The organism is Pseudomonas muyukensis, from assembly GCF_019139535.1.
Lineage (GTDB): Bacteria > Pseudomonadota > Gammaproteobacteria > Pseudomonadales > Pseudomonadaceae > Aquipseudomonas > Aquipseudomonas muyukensis.
In genome coordinates, this window is sequence record NZ_CP077073.1 from 1,670,693 (window position 1) to 1,692,351 (window position 21,659).

At 64.1% G+C, this 21,659-nt stretch carries 22 protein-coding genes and 1 other RNA gene; 14 read left to right on the plus strand and 9 right to left on the minus strand.

Annotation, left to right across the window (positions count from 1 at the left end; all coding sequences use genetic code 11):
• Nucleotides 1-127 precede the first annotated feature (127 nt).
• Nucleotides 128-607, minus strand: coding sequence for an Lrp/AsnC family transcriptional regulator (locus KSS95_RS07560; RefSeq protein WP_217852974.1), 480 nt, complete (start codon nt 605-607; stop codon nt 128-130).
• A 127-nt stretch (nt 608-734) separates the two neighbouring features.
• On the opposite strand from KSS95_RS07560, the gene KSS95_RS07565 reads away from it, so the two are divergent.
• Both KSS95_RS07565 and mdeB read left to right on the plus strand, forming a co-directional pair.
• On the plus strand, nt 735-1,931 hold the full coding sequence (locus KSS95_RS07565; RefSeq protein WP_217852976.1) for a methionine gamma-lyase: 1,197 nt from the start codon (nt 735-737) through the stop codon (nt 1,929-1,931).
• A 24-nt stretch (nt 1,932-1,955) separates the two neighbouring features.
• Nucleotides 1,956-4,646 (plus strand): alpha-ketoglutarate dehydrogenase, encoded by a 2,691-nt coding sequence (gene mdeB / locus KSS95_RS07570; protein ID WP_217852978.1) that lies wholly within the window; start codon nt 1,956-1,958, stop codon nt 4,644-4,646.
• Nucleotides 4,647-4,792: 146 nt separating this feature from the next.
• Here mdeB and KSS95_RS07575 read toward each other — a convergent pair whose 3' ends face one another.
• Nucleotides 4,793-5,230 carry a Z-ring associated ZapG family protein gene (locus tag KSS95_RS07575; RefSeq protein ID WP_217852980.1) on the minus strand — a complete coding sequence of 146 codons (438 nt, stop codon included), beginning with the start codon at nt 5,228-5,230 and terminating at the stop codon, nt 4,793-4,795.
• Nucleotides 5,231-5,365: 135 nt separating this feature from the next.
• Here KSS95_RS07575 and KSS95_RS07580 point away from each other — a divergent pair, with 135 nt between their 5' ends.
• The 3 genes from KSS95_RS07580 to zapE all read left to right on the plus strand — a co-directional run bounded on the left by KSS95_RS07580 (nt 5,366) and on the right by zapE (nt 8,716).
• Nucleotides 5,366-6,001 carry an alpha/beta hydrolase gene (locus tag KSS95_RS07580; RefSeq protein ID WP_217852982.1) on the plus strand — a complete coding sequence of 212 codons (636 nt, stop codon included), beginning with the start codon at nt 5,366-5,368 and terminating at the stop codon, nt 5,999-6,001.
• A 25-nt stretch (nt 6,002-6,026) separates the two neighbouring features.
• Nucleotides 6,027-7,376, plus strand: coding sequence for a tryptophan--tRNA ligase (locus KSS95_RS07585; RefSeq protein WP_217852984.1), 1,350 nt, complete (start codon nt 6,027-6,029; stop codon nt 7,374-7,376).
• Nucleotides 7,377-7,621: 245 nt separating this feature from the next.
• A complete protein-coding gene (zapE, locus tag KSS95_RS07590) occupies nt 7,622-8,716 on the plus strand; it encodes a cell division protein ZapE (RefSeq protein ID WP_217852986.1) in 1,095 nt (364 codons plus the stop codon).
• A 116-nt stretch (nt 8,717-8,832) separates the two neighbouring features.
• On the opposite strand, the gene KSS95_RS07595 is transcribed toward zapE, so the two are convergent.
• Together KSS95_RS07595 and KSS95_RS07600 are read right to left on the minus strand one after the other, a co-directional pair.
• Nucleotides 8,833-9,729, minus strand: a complete 897-nt coding sequence (locus tag KSS95_RS07595) for a GlxA family transcriptional regulator (protein ID WP_217853946.1) — start codon at nt 9,727-9,729, stop codon at nt 8,833-8,835.
• A 234-nt stretch (nt 9,730-9,963) separates the two neighbouring features.
• Nucleotides 9,964-11,004, minus strand: coding sequence for an NADP(H)-dependent aldo-keto reductase (locus KSS95_RS07600; RefSeq protein ID WP_217852988.1), 1,041 nt, complete (start codon nt 11,002-11,004; stop codon nt 9,964-9,966).
• Nucleotides 11,005-11,261: 257 nt separating this feature from the next.
• Between KSS95_RS07600 and rplM the strand changes: the two genes are divergently transcribed.
• The 7 genes from rplM to KSS95_RS07635 all read left to right on the plus strand — a co-directional run bounded on the left by rplM (nt 11,262) and on the right by KSS95_RS07635 (nt 16,135).
• A complete protein-coding gene (gene rplM, locus KSS95_RS07605) occupies nt 11,262-11,690 on the plus strand; it encodes a 50S ribosomal protein L13 (RefSeq protein WP_008097538.1) in 429 nt (142 codons plus the stop codon).
• Between the two features lie 14 nt (nt 11,691-11,704).
• Nucleotides 11,705-12,097 carry a 30S ribosomal protein S9 gene (rpsI, locus tag KSS95_RS07610; protein WP_003260797.1) on the plus strand — a complete coding sequence of 131 codons (393 nt, stop codon included), beginning with the start codon at nt 11,705-11,707 and terminating at the stop codon, nt 12,095-12,097.
• Between the two features lie 266 nt (nt 12,098-12,363).
• The gene (gene petA / locus KSS95_RS07615) at nt 12,364-12,957 is read left to right on the plus strand and encodes a ubiquinol-cytochrome c reductase iron-sulfur subunit (RefSeq protein WP_217852990.1); all 594 of its coding nucleotides are present in this window, start codon (nt 12,364-12,366) and stop codon (nt 12,955-12,957) included.
• Nucleotides 12,957-14,168 carry a cytochrome b gene (locus KSS95_RS07620; RefSeq protein ID WP_046857021.1) on the plus strand — a complete coding sequence of 404 codons (1,212 nt, stop codon included), beginning with the start codon at nt 12,957-12,959 and terminating at the stop codon, nt 14,166-14,168. Before petA ends, KSS95_RS07620 begins: the two co-directional genes overlap by 1 nt.
• Complete coding sequence (locus KSS95_RS07625) at nt 14,168-14,947, plus strand: cytochrome c1 (RefSeq protein ID WP_217852992.1); 780 nt, start codon at nt 14,168-14,170, stop codon at nt 14,945-14,947. Before KSS95_RS07620 ends, KSS95_RS07625 begins: the two co-directional genes overlap by 1 nt.
• A gap of 117 nt (nt 14,948-15,064) precedes the next feature.
• Nucleotides 15,065-15,688, plus strand: coding sequence for a glutathione S-transferase N-terminal domain-containing protein (locus KSS95_RS07630; RefSeq protein WP_217852994.1), 624 nt, complete (start codon nt 15,065-15,067; stop codon nt 15,686-15,688).
• Nucleotides 15,689-15,700: 12 nt separating this feature from the next.
• Nucleotides 15,701-16,135, plus strand: coding sequence for a ClpXP protease specificity-enhancing factor (locus tag KSS95_RS07635; protein ID WP_217852995.1), 435 nt, complete (start codon nt 15,701-15,703; stop codon nt 16,133-16,135).
• 48 nt (nt 16,136-16,183) lie between these two features.
• Here the strand turns inward: KSS95_RS07635 and KSS95_RS07640 are convergent, their stop codons facing one another.
• The 5 genes from KSS95_RS07640 to KSS95_RS07660 all read right to left on the minus strand — a co-directional run bounded on the left by KSS95_RS07640 (nt 16,184) and on the right by KSS95_RS07660 (nt 19,894).
• On the minus strand, nt 16,184-16,402 hold the full coding sequence (locus tag KSS95_RS07640; protein WP_186661581.1) for a YgdI/YgdR family lipoprotein: 219 nt from the start codon (nt 16,400-16,402) through the stop codon (nt 16,184-16,186).
• 46 nt (nt 16,403-16,448) lie between these two features.
• Nucleotides 16,449-17,027 carry a BON domain-containing protein gene (locus KSS95_RS07645; protein ID WP_134691081.1) on the minus strand — a complete coding sequence of 193 codons (579 nt, stop codon included), beginning with the start codon at nt 17,025-17,027 and terminating at the stop codon, nt 16,449-16,451.
• Entirely contained in the window at nt 17,024-17,617 is a 594-nt protein-coding gene (locus tag KSS95_RS07650; protein WP_217852997.1) for a phosphoheptose isomerase, read from the minus strand. Before KSS95_RS07650 ends, KSS95_RS07645 begins: the two co-directional genes overlap by 4 nt.
• An 88-nt stretch (nt 17,618-17,705) precedes the next feature.
• On the minus strand, nt 17,706-18,077 hold the full coding sequence (locus tag KSS95_RS07655; RefSeq protein WP_217852999.1) for a YraN family protein: 372 nt from the start codon (nt 18,075-18,077) through the stop codon (nt 17,706-17,708).
• A complete protein-coding gene (locus tag KSS95_RS07660; protein ID WP_217853001.1) occupies nt 18,077-19,894 on the minus strand; it encodes a penicillin-binding protein activator in 1,818 nt (605 codons plus the stop codon). The genes KSS95_RS07655 and KSS95_RS07660 overlap by 1 nt, the downstream gene beginning before the upstream one ends.
• 189 nt (nt 19,895-20,083) lie before the next feature.
• Between KSS95_RS07660 and rsmI the strand changes: the two genes are divergently transcribed.
• Both rsmI and rnpB read left to right on the plus strand, forming a co-directional pair.
• On the plus strand, nt 20,084-20,959 hold the full coding sequence (gene rsmI / locus KSS95_RS07665; protein WP_217853003.1) for a 16S rRNA (cytidine(1402)-2'-O)-methyltransferase: 876 nt from the start codon (nt 20,084-20,086) through the stop codon (nt 20,957-20,959).
• Between the two features lie 161 nt (nt 20,960-21,120).
• An RNA gene (rnpB, locus tag KSS95_RS07670) (RNase P RNA component class A) lies at nt 21,121-21,480 on the plus strand.
• Nucleotides 21,481-21,659: the final 179 nt, after the last annotated feature.

The window sequence follows — 21,659 nt, forward strand, 5'->3', positions numbered from 1 at the left end:
CTGGGGCTGCTTCGCAGCCCTTTCGCGACACAAGGCCGCTCCTACAGGGGAACGCGAGCGCCTGTAGGAGCGGCCTTGCCGAGGCGTCGGACCGGTCGGAAAGGGGCGCAAAGCGCCCCCGGCATTGCTAGATATGTTTCTCGGTAACGGGAATCACCCGCCGCTCCTTCACCGCTTTGTACGAAAAACTCGAATAGATCTCCTTCACCCCCGGCAAGCGCTGCAGCACCTCGCGGGTGAACTCGCCAAACGACTCAAGGTCGCGGGCGAGAATCTCCAGCAGGAAGTCATAGCGCCCGGAAATATTGTGGCAGGCGACGATTTCGGGGATTTCCATCAGCCGCTGCTCGAATGCCAGGGCCATGTCCTTGGTGTGCGAGTCCATCATGATGCTGACGAAGGCGGTCACGCCAAAACCCAGCGACTTGGGCGAGAGGATGGCCTGGTAGCCGGTGATGTAGCCGTTGTCCTCGAGCAGCTTGACCCGTCGCCAGCAAGGCGAGGTGGTCAGGGCGACCTGGTCGGCGAGTTCGGAAACGGTCAGGCGCGCGTTGTCCTGCAGGGCGGCGAGCAGGGCGCGGTCGGTGCGGTCCAGCGACGAAGGCATATCTTGCCCTCCCATGTTTATTTTTGTTGTTTTTATTTCAGCAATGGCCGGTAACCGTGGGCAACTTTGGAAAAAACGTCGCAGGCCGGTGGCATAAGCTTATAGCAAACCACAAGAGGCTGTTGCCATGCGCGACTCCAATAACAACACCGGTTTTTCCACGCGGGCCATCCACCACGGCTATGACCCGCTGTCCCACGGCGGCGCGCTGGTGCCGCCGGTCTACCAGACCGCCACCTACGCCTTCCCCACGGTCGAGTACGGCGCCGCCTGCTTTGCCGGCGAGCAGCCCGGGCATTTCTACAGCCGCATTTCCAACCCGACCCTGGCGTTGCTGGAGCAGCGCATGGCCTCGCTCGAAGGCGGCGAGGCCGGGCTGGCGCTGGCCTCGGGCATGGGCGCCATTACCGCCACGCTATGGACCCTGCTACGCCCGGGGGACGAGCTGATCGTTGGCAGCACCCTGTACGGCTGCACCTTCGCCTACCTGCACCATGGCATCGGCGAATTCGGGGTGAAGATCCGCCATGTCGATCTTAACGACAGCGCCGCGCTCAAGGCCGCGCTCAGCGCCAGGACGCGCATGATCTACTTCGAGACCCCGGCCAACCCCAACATGCAACTGGTGGACATCGCCGCGGTGGCCGAGACGGCCCGCGGCCATGACTTGAGCATCGTGGTCGACAACACCTACTGCACGCCATACCTGCAGCGGCCGCTGGAGCTGGGTGCCGACCTGGTGGTGCACTCGGCCACCAAGTACCTCTCTGGCCATGGCGACATCACCGCCGGCCTGGTGGTCGGGCGCCAGGCGCTGGTCGAGCGGATTCGCCTGGAAGGGCTCAAGGACATGACCGGCGCGGTGCTCTCGCCGCATGACGCCGCCTTGCTGATGCGCGGCATCAAGACCCTGGCCTTGCGCATGGACCGGCACTGCGCCAACGCGCGCCAGGTGGCCGAGTACCTGGCGCGCCAGCCCCAGGTGGAACTGATCCATTACCCAGGCCTGCCGTCGTTCGCCCAGTACGCCCTGGCGCAGCGGCAGATGCGCCTGCCAGGCGGGATGATCGCCTTCGAACTCAAGGGCGGCATCGAGGCCGGGCGCCGCTTCATGAACGCCCTGCAACTGTTCAGCCGCGCGGTCAGCCTGGGCGACGCCGAATCGCTGGCCCAGCACCCGGCGAGCATGACCCATTCCAGCTATACCCAGGCAGAGCGCGCCGCGCATGGCATCTCGGAAGGCTTGGTACGGCTTTCGGTAGGCCTGGAGGACATCGACGACTTGCTGGCCGACATTGCCCAGGCCCTGAAGGCTTGCGCCTGAACCGCCACGCACGAGGCTTGAGCGATGGTAGCGATGATGAATCCGAACGAGCCGCTGACGGCCCTGGACCAGGCCCTGGACAGTGACCCCGGGGAAACGGCGGAATGGTGCCAGGCGTTGGAATCGACCCTGGTCCACTGCGGGCCGACGCGCGCGCGGTATCTGTTGCAGCGTTTGCAGGCCCACGCCCTGGAGTTGGGCCTGGCGCGCGAGGCCCAGGCCTTCTCGGCCTATCGCAACACCCTGGCGGTGGAGCAGCAGGGCGCCTACCCCGGTGACCTGGAGCTGGACCAGCGCATTACCAGCATCCTGCGCTGGAACGCCCTGGCCATGGTGGTGCGCGCCAACCACGCCTATGGCGAGCTGGGCGGACACATTGCCAGCTACGCCTCGGCGGCGGAGCTCTTCGAGGTCGGCTTCCAGCATTTCTTTCGCGGCGAAGGCGACGGGCCGGGGCGCAGCGCCGACCTGGTGTTCTTCCAGCCGCATTCGGCACCGGGCATTTATGCCCGGGCGTTTCTCGAGGGGCGCCTGGACGAGGCGCAACTGGCCAACTACCGCCAGGAAGTCGCCGGCAACGGCCTGTGCTCTTATCCACACCCTTGGCTGATGCCCGGCTTCTGGCAGTTCCCCACCGGCTCCATGGGCATCGGCCCGCTCAACGCGATCTACCAGGCGCGCTTCATGCGCTACCTGCAGCACCGTGGCCTGCTCGACACCTCGCGGCGGCATGTGTGGGGCGTGTTCGGCGACGGCGAGATGGACGAGCCGGAATCCATCGCCGGCCTGACCCTGGCTGCGCGCGAAGGGCTGGACAACCTGACGTTCATCGTCAACTGCAACCTGCAACGGCTGGACGGCCCGGTGCGCGGCAATGGCCAGATCATCCAGGAGCTGGAAGCGCTGTTCAGTGGCGCCGGCTGGAATGTGATCAAGGTGCTGTGGGGCTCGGAATGGGACCCGCTGTTCGCCCGCGACCACGAGCATGCGCTGCTGCGTCAGCTGGCGGCGACCCCGGACGGCCAGTTCCAGACCCTTGGCGCCAAGGACGGCAGCTACAACCTCGAGCATTTCTTCAAGCAGCACCCGGCCTTGCAGCGCCTGGTGGCGCACATGAGCACCGACGAAATCAACGCGCTCAAGCGCGGCGGCCATGATTTTCGCAAGCTGCACGCCGCCTATGCCGCCGCCAAGGCGTGCAAGGGCCGGCCGACGGTGATCCTGGCCAAGACCAAGAAGGGCTACGGCATGAGCAGTGCCGGTGAATCGCGGATGACCGCGCATCAGGCCAAGAAGCTCGACGTGCAGGCGTTGCTGGCGTTCCGCGATCGTTTTCGCCTGCCGCTGTCGGACCAGGCGGTGGAGCAGTTGCAGTTCTATCGCCCGGCCGAGGACAGCCCGGAAATGCGCTACCTGCGCCAGCGCCGCGCAGCCCTGGGGGGGCCATTGCCAAAGCGGCGCACCGATTGCGAGACACTGCCCTTGCCGGACCTGCAGGCCTTCGCCGGCTTTGCCTTGCACGCCGACGGCAAGCAGATGTCCACCACCATGGCTGCCGTGCGCCTGCTAGGCAACTGGCTGAAGGCGCCGGGCCTGGGGCCGCGGGTGGTGCCGATCGTCGCCGACGAGGCGCGCACCTTCGGCATGGCCAGCCTGTTCCGCCAGATCGGCATCTATGCCCCCCAGGGGCAGCGCTACGAACCCGAGGACGCCGGCTCGTTGCTGGTCTACAAGGAGGCGCGCGACGGCCAGCTGCTGGAGGAGGGCATCACCGAGGCCGGGGCGCTGTCTTCCTGGATCGCGGCGGCCACCGCCTACGCGGTGCATGGCGAACCGATGTTGCCGGTGTACATCTATTACTCGATGTTCGGTTTCCAGCGGGTCGGCGACCTGATCTGGGCCGCCGCCGACCAGCGTGCCCGCGGGTTGTTGCTGGGCGCCACCGCCGGACGCACCACCCTGGGTGGGGAAGGGCTGCAGCACCAGGACGGCTCCAGCCTGGTGATGGCTTCGATGGTGCCCAACTGCCGGGCCTGGGACCCTTGTTTCGCCGGCGAGCTGGCGGTGATCCTCGACCATGCCGCGCGGCGCATGCTGGTGGAGCAGTGCGACGAATTCCACTATGTGGCGGTGATGAACGAAAACTATGCACAGCCATCGTTGCCCGATGGCGCGCGGGAGGCCGTGTTGCGTGGCATGTATCTGTACACCCGGCAGCAGGCGCAGCGCCCGCTCGGCCAGGTGCGTTTGTTGGGCTCGGGCACGATCCTGCGCGAGGTGATCGCGGCGGGCGAGTTGCTGGCGAACGACTGGCAGGTCGATTGCGAGGTGTTCAGCGTCACCAGCTTCAGCGAACTGGCGCGCGACGCCCGGGATGCGCGACGGGTTGCGCTGGCGGGCGGCGAGGAAGATTGCCATCTGCGTGGCTGCCTGCCCGGCGATGCACCGGTGATCGCGGCGAGCGACTATGTGCGCGCCTGGCCGCAATTGATTGCCGAGTATGTCGGCGCCCCCTACATCACCCTGGGCACCGATGGCTTCGGGCGCAGCGATACGCGGCAGCAGTTGCGGCGGTTCTTCGAGGTGGACCGTTACGCGGTGGTGATGGCGGCGTTGTACAGCCTGGTTCGCCAGGGGCAGTTGCCCGAGCAGGTGGTGGCACACGCCAGGGCGCGCTATTCGATCACGGATGATGCTGCACCTTGGTATCGCTGACTACGCAACACCTGCAGGAGCCGGCTTGCCGGCGAACGCAAGGCGCAGCCTTGCTTGTCGGTACCGCGATGCCTGCTTCGCCAGCAAGGCTGGCTCCTACGGTCTGGACTGCGGTACAAAAAAAGGCCTCTTGCGAGGCCTTTTGTTTAACGCTTGAGCCCGTAGCTCTCGTCGAGCATGCCCGGCGAGTTCGGCGCTTTGGGCGCATAGTCGCGTGGCACTTCGGCGGTGTCCTTGGGCGGCGTCAGGCGGTCGCGCGGACCTTGCGCGGCGTCCGAATGCAGCGCGGCCAGCAGGCGCTGGCGGGTCAGCTCGTCCAGGGCCAGGCGGTTGGCGCCATCGGCCAGGTGATCCTGGACGTCCTGGTAGCTCTGGGTCAGCTTCTTGACCAGCGAAGCGGTGCTGTTGAAGTGGGTCACCACTTCGTTCTGGTAATTGTCGAAACGCTGCTGGATGTCATCCAGCTGGCGTTGGGTGTTGCTCGGTGCCGCATTGGGCAGCAGGCGGGCCAGCGCGAAACCGACGACCACGCCGACAACCAGGGCCAGGGTCGGCAGCAACCAAACAAGGAGCGAGTGTTCCACGAGTCCTTCCTCTATAAACGGCTTTGCTTTACGTTAACGGCTCAGACCTGCGCTGTATACCGCGAGCGATCGCAAATCAGAACAGAATTCCTCAGCTAGACGAGTCGACCCTTCCCGAGGTCACGGAGTAGTGCCTTGCTTATCCGCGAAACACCCTTGTTCATCGATGGCCCGTGCGGTCAGCTGGAAGCCTTGTACCTGGACGTGGCCGACGCCCGCGGCGCGGTGCTGATCTGCCACCCCAACCCGGTCCAGGGCGGCACCATGCTCAACAAGGTGGTCTCGACCCTGCAACGCACCGCTCGCGATGCCGGCTACGTCACCTTGCGCTTCAACTACCGGGGCGTCGGCCAGAGCGCTGGCAGCCATGACATGGGCGCCGGCGAGGTAGACGACGCCGAGGCGGTAGCGGCCTGGCTGCGTGAACAGCACCCCGAGCTGCCCCTGGTGCTGATGGGGTTCTCCTTCGGCGGTTTCGTCGCCACCAGCCTGGCCGGACGCCTGGAGGGCGAGGGCGTCGAATTGCAACAACTGTTCATGATCGCCCCGGCGGTGATGCGCCTGACCGAGCAGTTCCCTCTGCCCGAGCGCGCCACGCTCACTATCATCCAGCCGGACAGCGACGAAGTGGTCGCCCCGCAGCTGGTCTACGACTGGTCCGAGGCCCTGTCGCGTCCCCATGAGCTGCTGAAAGTGGCAGAATGCGGACACTTCTTCCATGGCAAGCTGACCGATCTGAAGGATCTGCTGCTGCCGCGCCTTTCGAACTGAGCCAAGCCTGAATAAGCGAACACCCATGACCACGCGCATTCTCACCGGTATCACCACCACCGGCACCCCGCACCTGGGCAACTACGCCGGCGCCATCCGCCCGGCCATCCTCGCCAGCCAGCAGCCCGGTGCCGACTCGTTCTACTTCCTGGCCGACTACCACGCCCTGATCAAGTGCGACGACCCGCTGCGCATCCAGCGTTCGCGCCTGGAAATCGCCGCCACCTGGCTGGCCGGTGGCCTGGACCCGGACAAGGTGACCTTCTACCGGCAGTCCGACATCCCCGAGATTCCCGAACTGACCTGGCTGCTGACCTGTGTCGCGGCCAAGGGCCTGCTCAACCGCGCCCACGCCTACAAGGCCTCGGTGGACAAGAACGTCGAGGCCGGCGAAGACCCGGACGCCGGCGTGAGCATGGGCCTGTTCAGCTACCCGGTACTGATGGCCGCCGACATCCTGATGTTCAACGCGCACAAGGTGCCGGTCGGACGCGACCAGATCCAGCACGTGGAAATGGCCCGCGACATCGGCCAGCGCTTCAACCACCTGTTCGGCCAGGGCAAGGACTTCTTCGCCCTGCCCGAGGCGGTCATCGAGGAAACCGTGGCGACCCTGCCGGGCCTGGACGGTCGCAAGATGTCCAAGAGCTATGACAACACCATTCCGTTGTTCACCAGCGCCAAGGACATGAAGGATGCGATCTCGCGCATCGTCACCGACTCCCGCGCCCCGGGCGAGGCGAAGGACCCGGACAATTCGCACCTGTTCACCTTGTTCCAGGCGTTCTCGACGCCAGCGCAGTCCGCCGCGTTCCGCGACGAGCTGCTGCAGGGGCTGGGTTGGGGCGAGGCCAAGCAGCGCCTGTTCCAGTTGCTCGACGGCCAGCTGGCCGAAAAGCGCGAGCACTACCATCAGTTGATCGCACGCCCCTCTGACCTGGAAGACATCCTCCTGGCCGGCGCTGCCAAGGCGCGCAAGATCGCCACGCCGTTCCTCGAGCAATTGCGCGAGGCGGTGGGCCTGCGTTCGTTCCGCACGGCCGTGCAGGCCAGCGCTGAAGTGAAGAAGAAGGCCGCCAAGAGCGCCCGTTTCGTCAGCTTCCGCGACGAGGACGGCAGTTTCCGCTTCCGCCTGCTGGCTGCCGATGGCGAGCAACTGCTGCTGTCGCGCAGCTTCGCCGATGGCAAGAGCGCCGGTGCCGTGAGCAAACAACTGCAGCAAGCTGGCGAGGCCGATGTACGGGTCGAGGGCTTGAGCTTCAGCCTGTGGCTGGAAGGCGAGCAGGTCGCCGAAGGGCCGCAGTTCGAGAGCGCCGAAGCCCGTGACGCGGCCATCGCGAGCTTGCGCGAGGCCCTGGCGCCGCAGCAGGACTGAGCGCCTGCCCTGTAGGAGCGGCCTTGTGTCGCGAAAGGGGCGCGTAGCGGCCCCGGGATTTTTTGTTTCATGCGCAACTGTCGGGGCCGCTTTGCGGCCCTTTCGCGACACAAGGCCGCTCCTACAGGCGACGTGGAGTGCTTGCCTTCTCAGGTAATGAGGCAAGTGGTCGCATGTATCATTGCCATCAGGCGGGCCTGTCGCTACAGTGACGGCCCGTTTTTTGTTGCCTCGCTAACGAAATCATGACTCCTCTAGAACGCTATCAAGCAGATCTGAAACGTCCCGACTTCTTCCATGACGCGGCGCAGGAAACTGCGGTGCGCCACCTGCAGCGCCTGTACGACGACCTGGTGCGCGCGCAGAACAACAAGCCGGGCGTGTTCGGCAAGCTGTTCGGCAAGAAGGAACAGACGCCGGTCAAGGGCCTGTACTTCTGGGGCGGGGTAGGGCGAGGCAAGACCTACCTGGTCGATACCTTCTACGAAGCGCTGCCGTTCAAGCAGAAGATGCGCACGCACTTCCACCGCTTCATGAAGCGTGTCCACGAGGAAATGAAGACCCTCAAGGGCGAGAAGAACCCGCTGACCATCATCGCCAAGCGCTTCAGCGACGAAGCCAAGGTGATCTGCTTCGACGAGTTCTTCGTCTCCGACATCACCGACGCCATGATCCTCGGCACCCTGATGGAAGAGCTGTTCAAGAACGGCGTGTCGCTGGTGGCGACTTCCAACATCGTGCCGGACGGCCTGTACAAGGACGGCCTGCAGCGCGCGCGCTTCCTGCCAGCCATCGCCATGATCAAGCAGTACACCGACGTGGTGAACGTCGACAGCGGCGTGGACTACCGCCTGCGCCACCTGGAGCAGGCCGAGCTGTTCCACTTCCCGCTCAACGAGGCGGCGCACCAAAGCATGCGCGCCAGCTTCAAGGCACTGACCCCCGAGTGCACCCAGGCCGTCGACAACGACGTGCTGATGATCGAGAACCGTCCGATCCACGCCCTGCGCACCTGTGACGACGTCGCCTGGTTCGACTTCCGCGCCCTGTGCGACGGGCCGCGCAGCCAGAACGATTACATCGAGCTGGGCAAGATCTTCCACGCCGTGCTGCTGAGCAACGTCGAGCAGATGGGCGTGACCACCGACGACATCGCCCGGCGCTTCATCAACATGGTCGACGAGTTCTACGACCGTAACGTGAAGCTGATCATCTCGGCCGAGGTGGAGCTCAAGGACCTGTATACCGGTGGTCGCCTGAGCTTCGAGTTCCAGCGCACGCTCAGCCGGTTGCTGGAGATGCAGTCCCACGAGTTCCTGTCGCGGGCGCACAAGCCTTAAGAATCTGGGGCCGCTTTGCGGCCCTTTCGCGACACAAGGCCGCTCCTACAGGGATCGCGTGACTTCTGTAGGCGCGGCCTTGTGTCGCGAAAGGGCTGCAAAGCAGCCCCAATGCCTCAAGCTTCCTGCATGAACTGCTGCCGATACTGGTTCGGCGACAACTCCGTGTGCTGGCGGAACAAGCGGGCGAAGAAGCTCGCGTCGTCGTAGCCGACCTCGTAGCTGATGGTCTTGATGCTCTTGCGGGTGCTCGACAGCAGGCCCTTGGCGGTCTCGATGCGCAGGCGCTGCAAATAGTGCAGCGGCTTGTCGCCGGTGGCGCTCTGGAACCTGCGCATGAAGTTGCGGATGCTCATGCCGTGGTTGCGCGCCACGTCCTCGAAGCGGAACTTGTCGGCGAAGTGCTCCTCGAGCCAGTGCTGGATCTGCAGGATGATCAGGTCCTGGTGCAGCTTCTGGCCGCCGAAACCCATGCGCCCGGGCGTGTAGCTGCGCTGTACCTCGTAGAGGATGTCGCGGGCCACCGCCCGGGCGACGTTCGCCCCGCAGAAGCGCTCGATCAGGTAGATGTACAGGTCGCAGGCCGAGGTGGTGCCGCCGGCGCAGTACAGGTTGTCGGCGTCGGTCAGGTGCTTGTCCTGGTTGAGGCGGATCTTCGGGTAGCGCTCGGCGAAACTGGCGAAGAAGCGCCAGTAGGTGGTCGCCTCCTTGCCGTCGAGCAGGCCCGACTCGGCCAGCCAGAACACCCCGCTGGCCTCGGCGCACAGCACCGCGCCACGGGCATGCTGCTCGCGCAGCCAGGGCAGTACCTGCGGGTAGCGTTGCAGGAGGTTGTCGAAGTCGTCCCAGAACGCCGGGAGAATGATCACGTCGGCATCGTCCAGGCCGCCGTCGACCGGTAGTTGTACGTTGCTGAAACTGTCCACGGGCAGGCCGTCCGGGCTCACCAGGCCGATCTCGAACATCGGCTGCAGGCCCAGGCCCAGCTGCTTGCTGTAGCGCAGGCTGGCCAGGTGGAAGAAATCCTTGGCCTGCATCAGTGTCGAGGCGAACACTTTATCAATGGCCAGGATGCTGACGCGCCGCAAGGACGCGGAGGGTTGGGTAAACATCATTGTCATTGTTCTTATAGGGTAGAGTGGTCAATCACCGGCTGGATCGTCTTATTTTTTGGCGATTGTGTCTACCCCGTATTCCCCATCGCCGGGCAAGCCCGCTGCCACGCCCGTGCAGGAGCGGGCCTCGGCTCAGGGCGCCGGGTTCGGCTGCTCCTGATGCAGCGCCTCGATTGCCGCCAGCAGCTCGTCGCCCAGGTTCAGTGCCTGGCTGTCGATATTGCTCTGCAACTGCTCGATGCTGGTCGCGCCGATGATGTTGCTGGTGACGAATGGCTGGCGGGTGACGAACGCCAGGGCCATCTGCGCCGGGTCCAGCCCGTGCTCGCGGGCCAGTTGCACATAGCGGCTGCAGGCCGCCACGGTCTGCGGGTTGGAATAGCGGGCGAAGCGGCTGAACAGGGTCAGGCGGCCTTGCGCCGGGCGGGCGCCGTTCTCGTACTTGCCCGACAGCATGCCGAAGGCCAGCGGCGAGTAGGCCAGCAGCCCGCACTGTTCACGAATCGCCACCTCGGCCAGGCCCACTTCGAAGCTGCGGTTGAGCAGGTTGTAGGGGTTCTGGATCGACACCGCGCGTGGCCAGCCGCGGGTTTCGGCCAGGTGCAGGAACTTCATCGTGCCCCACGGGGTTTCGTTGGACAGGCCGATATGGCGGATCTTGCCGGCGCGCACCTGTTCGTCGAGCACCTCCAGGGTTTCTTCCAGCGGCGTGAACAGGTCGTGGGGCAGGTGCTGGTAGCCGAGCTTGCCGAAGAAATTGGTGCTGCGCTCGGGCCAGTGCAGCTGGTACAGGTCGATGCGGTCGGTCTGCAGGCGCTTCAGGCTTTGCTCCAGCGCCGCGACGATGTGCTGGCGATTGTGCTTGAGCTGGCCGTCGCGGATATGGCTGATGCCGTTGCCAGGGCCGGCGACCTTGCTGGCCAGGAACCAGTCGTCGCGGTCGCCGTTGGCGGCGAACCAGTTGCCGATGATGCGCTCGGTGGCGGCGTAGGTTTCCGGGCGTGGCGGCACCGGGTACATCTCGGCGGTGTCGATGAAGTTGATGCCGCAGGCCTTGGCCAGGGCGATCTGGGCGAAGGCCTGTTCCTGGGTGTTCTGTTCGCCCCAGGTCATGGTGCCCAGGCACAGGGCGCTGACGTTGAGGTCGGTGCGGCCGAGCTTGCGGTATTCCATCAAAAAAGCGCTCCAGGCAAAGAAGCCCATAAAAGCAGGTTGAAATTTCTTGTGCAATCTGGATAATTCTGCAGCTCTTCGCGTGGCGGAAGTGATGCACCACCATGACTGAAGAACCTTTGTCGAACATTGGCGTGCCCGACCCGAGCCCCCAAAAGCGTCAGCGTTCGGCTGCGCGTTTGCCCTTGGCAAGCTGTGCACTATCCAGTAAGATTCGCCGTCTATTTTTCGCTGGGCGGCCTCTGAGGCTTTAGAGAATGAAAACTTTTACTGCTAAACCGGAAACAGTAAAGCGCGAGTGGTTCGTAGTCGACGCCGCTGGTCAGACCCTGGGTCGTCTGGCTACCGAAATCGCTAGCCGCCTGCGTGGCAAGCACAAGCCAGAATACACCCCTCACGTTGACACCGGCGACTACATCGTCGTCATCAACGCCGAGCAAATCCGTGTGACTGGTGCCAAGTCTTCCGACAAGATGTACTACTCCCACTCCGGCTTCCCGGGCGGTATCAAGGAAATCAACTTCGAGAAGTTGATCGCCAAGGCCCCTGAGCGTGTCATCGAAACCGCGGTCAAAGGCATGCTGCCGAAGAACCCGCTGGGTCGCGACATGTACCGCAAGCTGAAAGTGTACGCGGGTGCTGCTCACCCACACACTGCTCAGCAGCCTCAAGAACTGAAGATCTAACGGGATAGTTCATTATGTCGGCGACTCAAAACTACGGCACTGGCCGTCGCAAGACCGCAACCGCTCGCGTTTTCCTGCGTCCTGGTACCGGTAACATCTCCATCAACAACCGTTCCCTGGACGTGTTCTTCGGCCGCGAAACCGCTCGCATGGTTGTTCGCCAGCCGCTGGAACTGACCGAGACCGTTGAGAAGTTCGACATCTACGTCACCGTTTCCGGTGGTGGTGTCAGCGGTCAGGCCGGTGCGATCCGCCACGGTATCACCCGCGCCCTGATGGAATACGACGAAACCCTGCGTGGCGCCCTGCGTCGTGCTGGCTACGTCACCCGCGACGCTCGTGAAGTCGAGCGTAAGAAAGTGGGTCTGCGTAAAGCGCGTAAGCGTCCTCAGTACTCCAAGCGTTAATACCGCTTCGGCAGTCGAAAAAAGCCCGGTTCCAGTTTGGAACCGGGCTTTTTTTATGTCTTGAACTACCCTCTCTGCTAGTCCGTGGCCGTTTGTCGCATAGACGCAGATCAAGCAAAGCGAGGGTTGTGGCCCGACGAGCGGGTAATCACCTTGTCAGCGTGTGGATTTGTTCCTTACCATTGCGGCCAATTTTTAGTGCCACAGACGTACCTAAGTAGATGCCTGTTCAAAACAGGCCAAGCAAGCTGATGGGAGAGGACTGAATGAGCAATGACGGCGTCAACGCAGGCCGGCGCCGCTTCCTCGTAGCCGCGACATCCGTGGTCGGGGCAGCGGGGGCAGTGGGGGCAGCGGTACCGTTCGTGGGGTCATGGTTTCCCAGTGCCAAGGCGAAAGCCGCAGGGGCACCGGTGAAGGTCAATATCGCCAAGGTCGAGCCCGGTCAGCAGATGGTAGCTGAATGGCGCGGGCAACCTGTATTCATCGTGCGGCGAACGGAGGAGATCCTCGGCAATCTGAAAAAGATCGCCGGCGAGCTGTCCGACCCGGAATCCAAGGCGTCGGTGCAACCGACCTACGTTGACCCGCAAGTCCGCTCGATCAAGCCGGAGATCCTCATCCTGGTCGGCCTGTGCACCCACCTGGGCTGCTCGCCGACGTTCCGTCCGGAAGTCGCGCCTGCCGACCTGGGGCCGAAATGGGTGGGCGGCTACTTCTGCCCTTGCCACGGCTCGCACTACGACCTCGCCGGCCGCGTCTACAAGTCCCAGCCGGCGCCTCTCAACCTGCCAGTGCCACCGCACTCGTACGAGTCGGACGACATCATCGTCATCGGCGTCGATCAGGAGAACGCATGATGAGCAAGTTCATGGAGTGGATCGATGCGCGCTTCCCCGCGACCAAGATGTGGGAAGACCATCTGAGCAAGTATTACGCGCCCAAGAACTTCAACTTCCTGTACTTCTTCGGCTCCCTGGCACTGCTGGTGCTGGTCAACCAGATCGTCACCGGCGTGTGGCTGACCATGAGTTTCACCCCCTCGGCGGAAGAGGCCTTCGCCTCGGTCGAGTACATCATGCGCGACGTCGAATACGGCTGGATCCTGCGCTACCTGCACTCCACCGGCGCCTCGGCGTTCTTCATCGTGGTCTACCTGCACATGTTCCGCGGCCTGCTCTACGGCTCCTACCAGAAGCCACGCGAGCTGGTCTGGCTGTTCGGCATGCTGATCTACCTGGCGCTGATGGCCGAGGCCTTCATGGGCTACCTGCTGCCATGGGGCCAGATGTCGTACTGGGGCGCCCAGGTGATCATCTCGCTGTTCGGCGCCATCCCGGTGATCGGCGACGACCTGACCCAGTGGATCCGTGGTGACTACCTGATTTCGGGCATCACCCTGAACCGCTTCTTCGCCCTGCACGTAGTGGCCCTGCCGATCGTGATCCTCGGCCTGGTGGTGCTGCACATCCTGGCCCTGCACGAAGTGGGGTCGAACAACCCCGATGGCGTGGACATCAAGAAGAAAAAGGACGAGAACGGCATTCCGCTGGATGGCATTCCGTTCCACCCGTACTACACCGTGAAGGATATCGCCGGGGTGGTGGTGTTCCTCTTCGTGTTCTGCGCCGTGGTGTTCTTCTTCCCGGAAATGGGTGGGTATTTCCTGGAAAAACCGAACTTCGAACAGGCCAACGCCTTCAAGACGCCTGAGCACATCGCCCCGGTGTGGTACTTCACGCCGTTCTACGCGATCCTGCGGGCGGTGCCCGACAAGTTGTTCGGGGTCATCGCCATGGGCGCCGCCATCGCCGTGCTGTTCGTATTGCCCTGGCTCGACCGCAGTCCCGTGCGCTCCATGCGCTACAAGGGTTGGCTGAGCAAGATCTGGTTGCTGGTGTTCTGCGTGTCCTTCGTCATCCTTGGCGTGCTGGGCGTACTGGCGCCAACCCCGGGGCGTACCTTGCTGTCGCAGGTGTGCACGGTGTTGTACTTCGCCTACTTCCTGCTGATGCCGTTCTACACAAGGCTTGAGAAGACCAAACCGGTTCCGGAAAGGGTGACTGGCTGATGAAAAAGTTGATTGCAGTATGCTTGCTGACACTGATGCCTAGCCTGTCGTTCGCCGCCGAACATGGCCTGGAGCTGGACAAGGTCGACATCGACCTGACCGACAAGGCCGCGATGCAGGATGGCGCGCGCACCTTCGCCAACTATTGCATGGGTTGCCACAGTGCCAAGTTCCAACGCTACGAGCGGGTGGCCGACGACCTGGGCATTCCCCACGAGTTGATGCTCGACAACCTGGTGTTCACCGGCGCCAAGATTGGCGACCACATGAAGATCGGCATGCAGCCCAACGATGCCAAGACCTGGTTCGGGGCGGCACCGCCCGACCTGACCCTGGTCGCCCGGGTGCGCGGCAACGACTGGCTGTACACCTACCTGCGCAGCTTCTATGAAGACAAGGCGCGGCCGTATGGGGTGAACAACAAGGTCTTCCCCAACGTCGGCATGCCGAACGTGCTGGTGGGCCTGCAGGGCAACCAGGTGATCGGTTGCAAGCAGGTGCAGAGCGTGGTCGATGGCAAGAAGCAGTTCGACCCGCTCACCGGTAGCCCGCTGACCCATGAGGCGTGCGACCAGCTGACCGTGGAAGAGAAATCCGGTACCCTGACCGCCGAGCAGTTCGACGAGAAGGTCAAGAACCTGGTGACCTTCCTGGCCTATTCGGCCAACCCGGTCAAACTGGAAAGCCAGCGCATTGGTACCTATGTATTGCTGTACCTGGCTTTCTTCTTCGTGTTCGCCTACTTGCTCAAGCGCGAATACTGGAAGGACGTGCACTGATCACGCAGTAGTTTCTGGTAGTTGAACGCGCCCGGGGCGGCCCAGCATGAGTGCTGGGCCGCCCCGGGCGCGTTTTCATTTATAGTTTTACAAGCATCCCGTGCGAGGAGGCGCTACATGGGCGCAACCAACAGGTTAGCCTGCTATTCCGACCCCGCTGATCATTACTCCCATCGGGTTCGCCTGGTGCTCGCCGAAAAGGGCGTCGCCGTGCAGATCATCGATGTCGCCGCCGATCGCCTGCCGCCCAAGCTGGTCGAGGTCAACCCTTATGGCAGCCTGCCGACCCTGGTCGACCGCGACCTGGCGCTGTACGAGTCGACCGTGGTCATGGAGTACCTCGAGGAGCGTTACCCGCACCCCGCGTTGATGCCGGTCTACCCGGTGGCGCGTGGCAACAGCCGCCTGCTGATGCACCGCATCCAGCGCGACTGGTGCAGCCTGGCCGATACCGTGCTCGATACGCGCAACAGCGATGCGGCCCGGGCCCAGGCACGCAAGGAGCTGCGTGAAAGCCTGACCGGCGTGGCACCGTTGTTCGGCGAGATGCCGTGCTTCATGAGCGAGGAGCAAAGCCTGGTCGATTGTTGTCTACTGCCCATCCTCTGGCGATTGCCGGTGATGGGGATCGAATTGCCGCGGCAGGCCAAGCCGCTGCTGGAATACATGGAGCGACAGTTCGCCCGCGAGCCTTTCCAGGCGAGCCTGTCCGCTGCCGAACGTGAAATGCGCAAGGTTTAAGAGGAGCCGTTGATGAACTCCAGTCGCCCCTATCTGGTTCGCGCGCTGTACGAGTGGATCGTCGACAACGATTGCACGCCCCATATGCTGGTCAATGCCGAATACCCGGCGGTCCAGGTGCCACAAGGTTTCGCCAGTGATGGCCAGATCGTCCTGAACATCTCGCCCAGTGCCGTGCGCAACCTGCACATGGACAACGAGGCGGTGAGCTTCGAAGGGCGCTTCGGTGGTGTCGCCCACTCGCTCTATGTGCCCGCCAGCGCGATCCTGGGCATCTATGCCCGGGAGAACGGCCAGGGCATGGTCTTCGAGCTGGAGCCGCCGCTGGACGATGATGAGGACGACCTCGTCGACGACAGCGTCGAGCCGGATGACCAGGGGCCGCCGCCAGGTGGTGGCCAGCCGCCGCGTCCGAGCGGTCGACCCAGTTTGAAGGTGGTCAAGTAACAAAAAAGGCGATCCGGATGGATCGCCTTTTTTTTGCCGCGGTGCCGATTACAGGTCCTTGATGGTCTGAACCTGGTCCTTGTTGATGCGGGTCGGCTTGCCGTCGAGTTGCTTGAACTCGTAGAAGCCGGAGTTGCGGTCGTAGTGCGGGGTGTCGGTGGTCTGCAGTTCGCGGCCGTCGTTGAGGACGATGACGCTCGGGGTGGAGCAGCCGGCCAGGGTGGCGAAGGCGCCGATCAGCAGGGTGGGCAGCAACAACTTCTTCATGGGTGTTTCCTGGTGAGGTAGGTTCGCCGGCAAGCCGGCGAGAGGGTCAATCGATGTATTCGAACAGTTTGACGATCTTCTGCACGCCCGACACGCCCTGCACCACGTTGGTGGCGGCGTTGGCCTCTTGCTGGCGCACCAGGCCGAGCAGGTAGACGATGCCGTTTTCGGTGATCACCTTGATCCGCGAGCTGGGGACGTTTTCGTCGGTCAGCATCTGGGTCTTGATCTTGGTGGTCAGCCAGGCGTCGTTGTTGCGGGCGAGAATCGACGAGGGCTGCATCACCTGCAGCTCGTTGTGCACTTTCTTGACCCGCTGTACCTGGCCGGCGGTCTGCTCAGCGAGGGACTTGAGGTCGGCGCGCGGGGTCTGGCCGGCCAGCAGGACAACGCCGTTGTAGCTGCTGACGACGATGTGCGAGCCTTTGTCCAGGTCCGGGTTGGCCTTGGCGATGTTGACCGAGACCTTGGTCTCGATCAGCGAGTCGTCGATCTTGCTGCCGATGGTGCGGGTGCCGCGGTCATCCTCGATCGGCGAGTTGCGGGCCGAGGTCAGGACCGAGCTGCAGCCGGACAGGCCCAGGCACAGGGTGAGGGCCATCAGGCCGAGACGCTTGGGGATCATTCTTCACTCCCGAACAGTTGGCTGTCGATCAGGTCGCACAGGCAGTGGATCGCCAGCAGGTGGACTTCCTGGATGCGCGCGGTGACGCTCGCGGGGACGCGGATTTCCACGTCCTCGGGCAGCAACAGCGAGGCCATGCCGCCGCCGTCGCGGCCGGTCAGGGCGACGACAATCATTTCGCGGTCGTGCGCGGCCTGGATCGCCTGGATCACGTTGGCCGAGTTGCCGCTGGTGGAGATCGCCAGCAGGACGTCACCGGGCTGGCCCAGGGCGCGGATCTGCTTGGAGAACACTTCGTTGTAGCTGTAGTCGTTGGCGATCGAGGTGAGCGTGGAGCTGTCGGTGGTCAGGGCAATGGCCGGCAGGCTCGGGCGCTCGCGCTCGAAGCGGTTGAGCAGTTCCGACGAAAAGTGCTGGGCATCGCCGGCCGAACCGCCGTTGCCGCAGGCGAGCATCTTGCCGTCGCTGAGCAGGGCGTTGACCATGACCAGGCTGGCCTGCTCGATGTGGGGTGCCAGGATGTCCATTGCCTGTTGCTTGGTGTCGATGCTGGCCTGGAACAGCCGGCGAATTCGGGATTGCATGTCCATCTGGTGTGACCTTAAGTGGGGCGGTGGCTGGCGCGGCGCGCAACAGTGACCAGCCCGCGAAACATAGAGCAAAAAAATCGAATAGGGTTCAGCATTCGAAGGCGTTTTTCAGCCATTGAAGCGGTTGCCCGGCATGGCCCTGGCCCTGCAGCGCGACGATGTCGAAGCGGCAGGGTTGATCGGCCCAGCGGGGCTCGTGCTGCAGGAAAAGGTTGGCGGCAAGCGCCAGTCGCTGCTGCTTGCGCCCATCGATGCTGCCGAGCGCTCCGCCGAACTGCGCGTGCCACCGGTAGCGGACTTCGACGAATACTACTGTATCGGCATCGAGCATGACCAGATCGAGCTCGCCACCGGTGCATCGCCAGTTGCGCGTCAGCAGCTGCAGGCCATGCCCTTGCAGAAAGGCAAGGGCCTGGTCTTCAGCGGCTTGGCCGGCGCAACCGGGCGATGCACTGGGCATCAGCGCGGGGTGTCCGGCAGGCGCTTGACCTGGCCGCCGGCGAACTCGGCCCACGGCAGCTGGCGTTCCACGCGCTGGCTCGGGCTCATGCTCAGGCTACCGGACAGGCCTTCGACGCGGTTGTCCGGCAGGGCCTTGAGCTGGCCCAGGCGCGGCGCCAGGCTGTAGGCATCGACGCCCATGGCGTACAGGCGGCCGAGGCTGCCGGCGGCCTGCGGCCACTGCTGGACCACCTGCTGGCGCAGGCTGTTGCTGGTGTCGAGCAGCCATGGCGTTTCGCAGAAGCGGATGCCGTTCATGTCGTTGTACTGGTTCACGTCACCGCTGGCGCTGTACAGGTTGGAGGTGGCGTAGACCGGTACGTCGCCGGCGTACTGGAAGTTCAGGGTCGGCTTGATCTGCTGGGCCTGCTGCGGGGTCGAGGCGAGGAAGATGAAGTCGATGTCCTGGCGGCGCGACGGTTGCGCGGCGATGTTGCCGCCCACGGTGCTCTGCAGGCTCTTGGCTCGGGCTTCGCTTTGGCGCAGCTGGAACAGCTGGGCAATCTGCTGGGCCAGGGCGACGGGCTGGGCAATGCGCTCGGCGGCGAGCAGGGTGCCGCCGTTGCTTTCCCAGTCCTGGCGGAAGGCGGCCAGCACGCGGTCGCCCCATTCGCCACTCGGCACCAGGGCCACGGCGCGGACCATGCCGTCGGCGCGGGCGCGGCGGGCCACTTCGCGGGCTTCGTCCTCGGCGGCCAGGCCGAACTGGAACAGCTGCGGCGGGGCTTTCTGCCCGGCATCGGCGTAGTTCAGTGCCAGGGTGGTGATCGGCAACTGCGGGTAGGCGGCGAGTTTCTTCACCAGCGGTTTTTCCAGCGGGCCGACCACCAGTTGCACGCCGGCGGCCTGGGCCTGGCGGTAGAAATCGTCGAGGGAGGTGATGCGCGAGCTGTCGAACACCTGCACCGCCGGCGCCGGCTGGCCACCTTGCTGGGCCTGGAAGTGGGCGGCCATGAAGCCGTCGCGCAGGGCGCGGGCGACACCGGCCAGCGGGCCTTCCTGGGGCAGCAGCAGGGCAATCTTGGTCAGCGGCTGGCTGGCCAGTTCCTTGAGCTTGACCAGCGCGGTGGGCAGCTGCTTGGCGGCTGGGTGCTGCGGATGCTGGTTGCGCCAGGTATCGATGGCGGCTTGTTGCTGCTCGAGGGTGCCGGCGCTTTTCACGGCGAAGGCCAGGCTGGTCCAGCCGGCCAGGGTTTCGTTGGCGGCCGGCTGCTGCAGCTGTTCGGCGGGCAGCGCGGCGACCAGGGCCCAGATCGCATCATTGTTGCTGGCGGCGGCCTGGCCGCTGAGCAGCGGGCTCAGTGCCACGCGCTGCTGGGCGGCGGCCAGGGCCTGGCCGTCGGCCTCGAGGGCGGCGGCGTGCACGCTGTAGGTGCGCGCCTGCTGCTCGTCCGGCAGTTCGCCGAGCCGCTGCAGGCTGGGGTGGGCGAGGGCGGTCAAGGCGGCCTTGGGCTGGTTGCGGCTCATGGCCAGCTCTGCGGCCAGGGTCGAGGCGAACACTTGCTGGGCAGGCTTGAGTGGCTCCAGTTGCACTTGCTCGAGGATGCGGGCCGCGCGCGGGAAGTCCTTCTGCTTGTAGGCCAGGTCGGCGGCGCTCAGGCGCAGCAGGGCTGCGTCCTCGGCGGACTTGCTGGAAGCCGCCTTGTCGAGCAGTTGCTCGATGCTGGCGTCCGGGGTGCGCGGCAGTTCGCCCAGGCTGGATGAGGGCGAGCTGGCGCAGGCTGCCAGCAGGGCAGCGAGGCAGAGGGCTGTGAGCAGCCGCAGGCAAGCGATCATGTAAAGGTCCTGTTACTCGATCAAGTTGGCCGGCAATTGTACCCAAGCCTCGCGCCCGACGCGATGTTGCCGACGGTGAACCTTCACTATAGGTGGCTGGCGCGCGGCGCAGGACGAAGTTCTTTGCGCCCTGTTGCCGGTGCTCGGGCTACAATGGCGGCCTTTGATCCGTGAAAGCAGGTGTGCGCAGTGACTGATGGTGCAGGGGTTTCGAATTCCGCGTTGGGCAAGTTGTATGTGGTGGCCACGCCCATCGGCAACCTCGACGACATGAGCGCGCGGGCGCTGAAGGTGCTGGCCCAGGTCAGCCTGATCGCCGCCGAGGACACCCGCCACTCGGTGCGCCTGCTGCAGCACTTCGGCATCGATACGCCGCTGGCGGCCTGCCATGAGCACAACGAGCGCGACGAGGGTGGGCGCTTCATCACCCGCTTGCTGGCGGGTGACGATGTGGCGCTGGTGTCCGATGCCGGCACGCCGCTGATTTCCGATCCGGGCTATCACCTGGTGCGTCAGGCGCGCGCCGCCGGGGTACAGGTGGTGCCGGTGCCGGGTGCCTGCGCGTTGATCGCCGCGTTGTCGGCGGCGGGGTTGCCGTCGGACCGCTTCATCTTCGAGGGCTTTCTGCCGGCCAAGGCGGCCGGGCGCCGGGCGCGCCTGGAGCAGGTCAAGGAAGAGCCGCGGACCTTGATCTTCTATGAGGCGCCGCACCGTATCCTGGAGTGCCTGGAAGACATGGAGGCGGTGTTCGGTGGTGAGCGCCCGGCCGTGCTGGCGCGCGAGATCAGCAAGACCTTCGAAACCCTCAAGGGCTTACCGTTGGCTGAGTTGCGCGGGTTCGTGCAGGGCGACAGCAACCAGCAGCGTGGCGAGTGCGTGGTGCTGGTGGCTGGCTGGAGCGCCCCGGAGGGTGAGCAGGCAATCAGCGCCGAAGCCCAGCGCGTGCTGGATCTGCTGCTGGCCGAGATGCCGCTGAAGAAGGCTGCGGCGTTGGCGGCCGAGATCACCGGGGTGCGCAAGAACCTGCTCTACCAGTTGGCCCTGGAAAAGCAGAAAGCCGATTAGTAAATGGTCTCGAGGTGTCCGGCGCTGGCGCTGCGGAGCCTGTGAGACCGAGCGCCGCGCGGGCGGCGCTCGATCTAGAGCGCGTCGCCGATAGTGGCGTAATGGCATTGTTTGTCAGATCACTTGTTCTTGAGCGCGCCTACCGGTAACCTTGGCGGCGGAGAGTCGATCGGACAGTCGCTGCCGTCTTTTGTTCCGCAAGGGGCGGGGGAGGAAAGTCCGGGCTCCATAGGGCAGAGTGCCAGGTAACGCCTGGGAGGCGCGAGCCTACGGAAAGTGCCACAGAAAACAACCGCCTAAGCACTTCGGTGCCGGTAAGGGTGAAAAGGTGCGGTAAGAGCGCACCGCACGGCTGGCAACAGTCCGTGGCTAGGTAAACCCCACTCGGAGCAAGACCAAATAGGGTTCCATACGGCGTGGCCCGCGTCGGAACCGGGTAGGTTGCTAGAGGCGTCCAGTGATGGCCGTCGTAGAGGAATGACTGTCCTCGACAAAACCCGGCTTACAGATCGACTCTCCACCTCTTCCTTCCCTGCTTGAATCGATAGCAGATGTGTCCTGGTAATACCAAAAAAATCTTACTCTTAATAAATCACTTTAACTTCGCACTCTATCCGCTTGAGTGTGTTTGATTTTTTCCGTCATTTTTCCTCTCCAGTATTCCTTCGGCCTTCTTTTGTTGCGCTAAATCGCCGTCCTG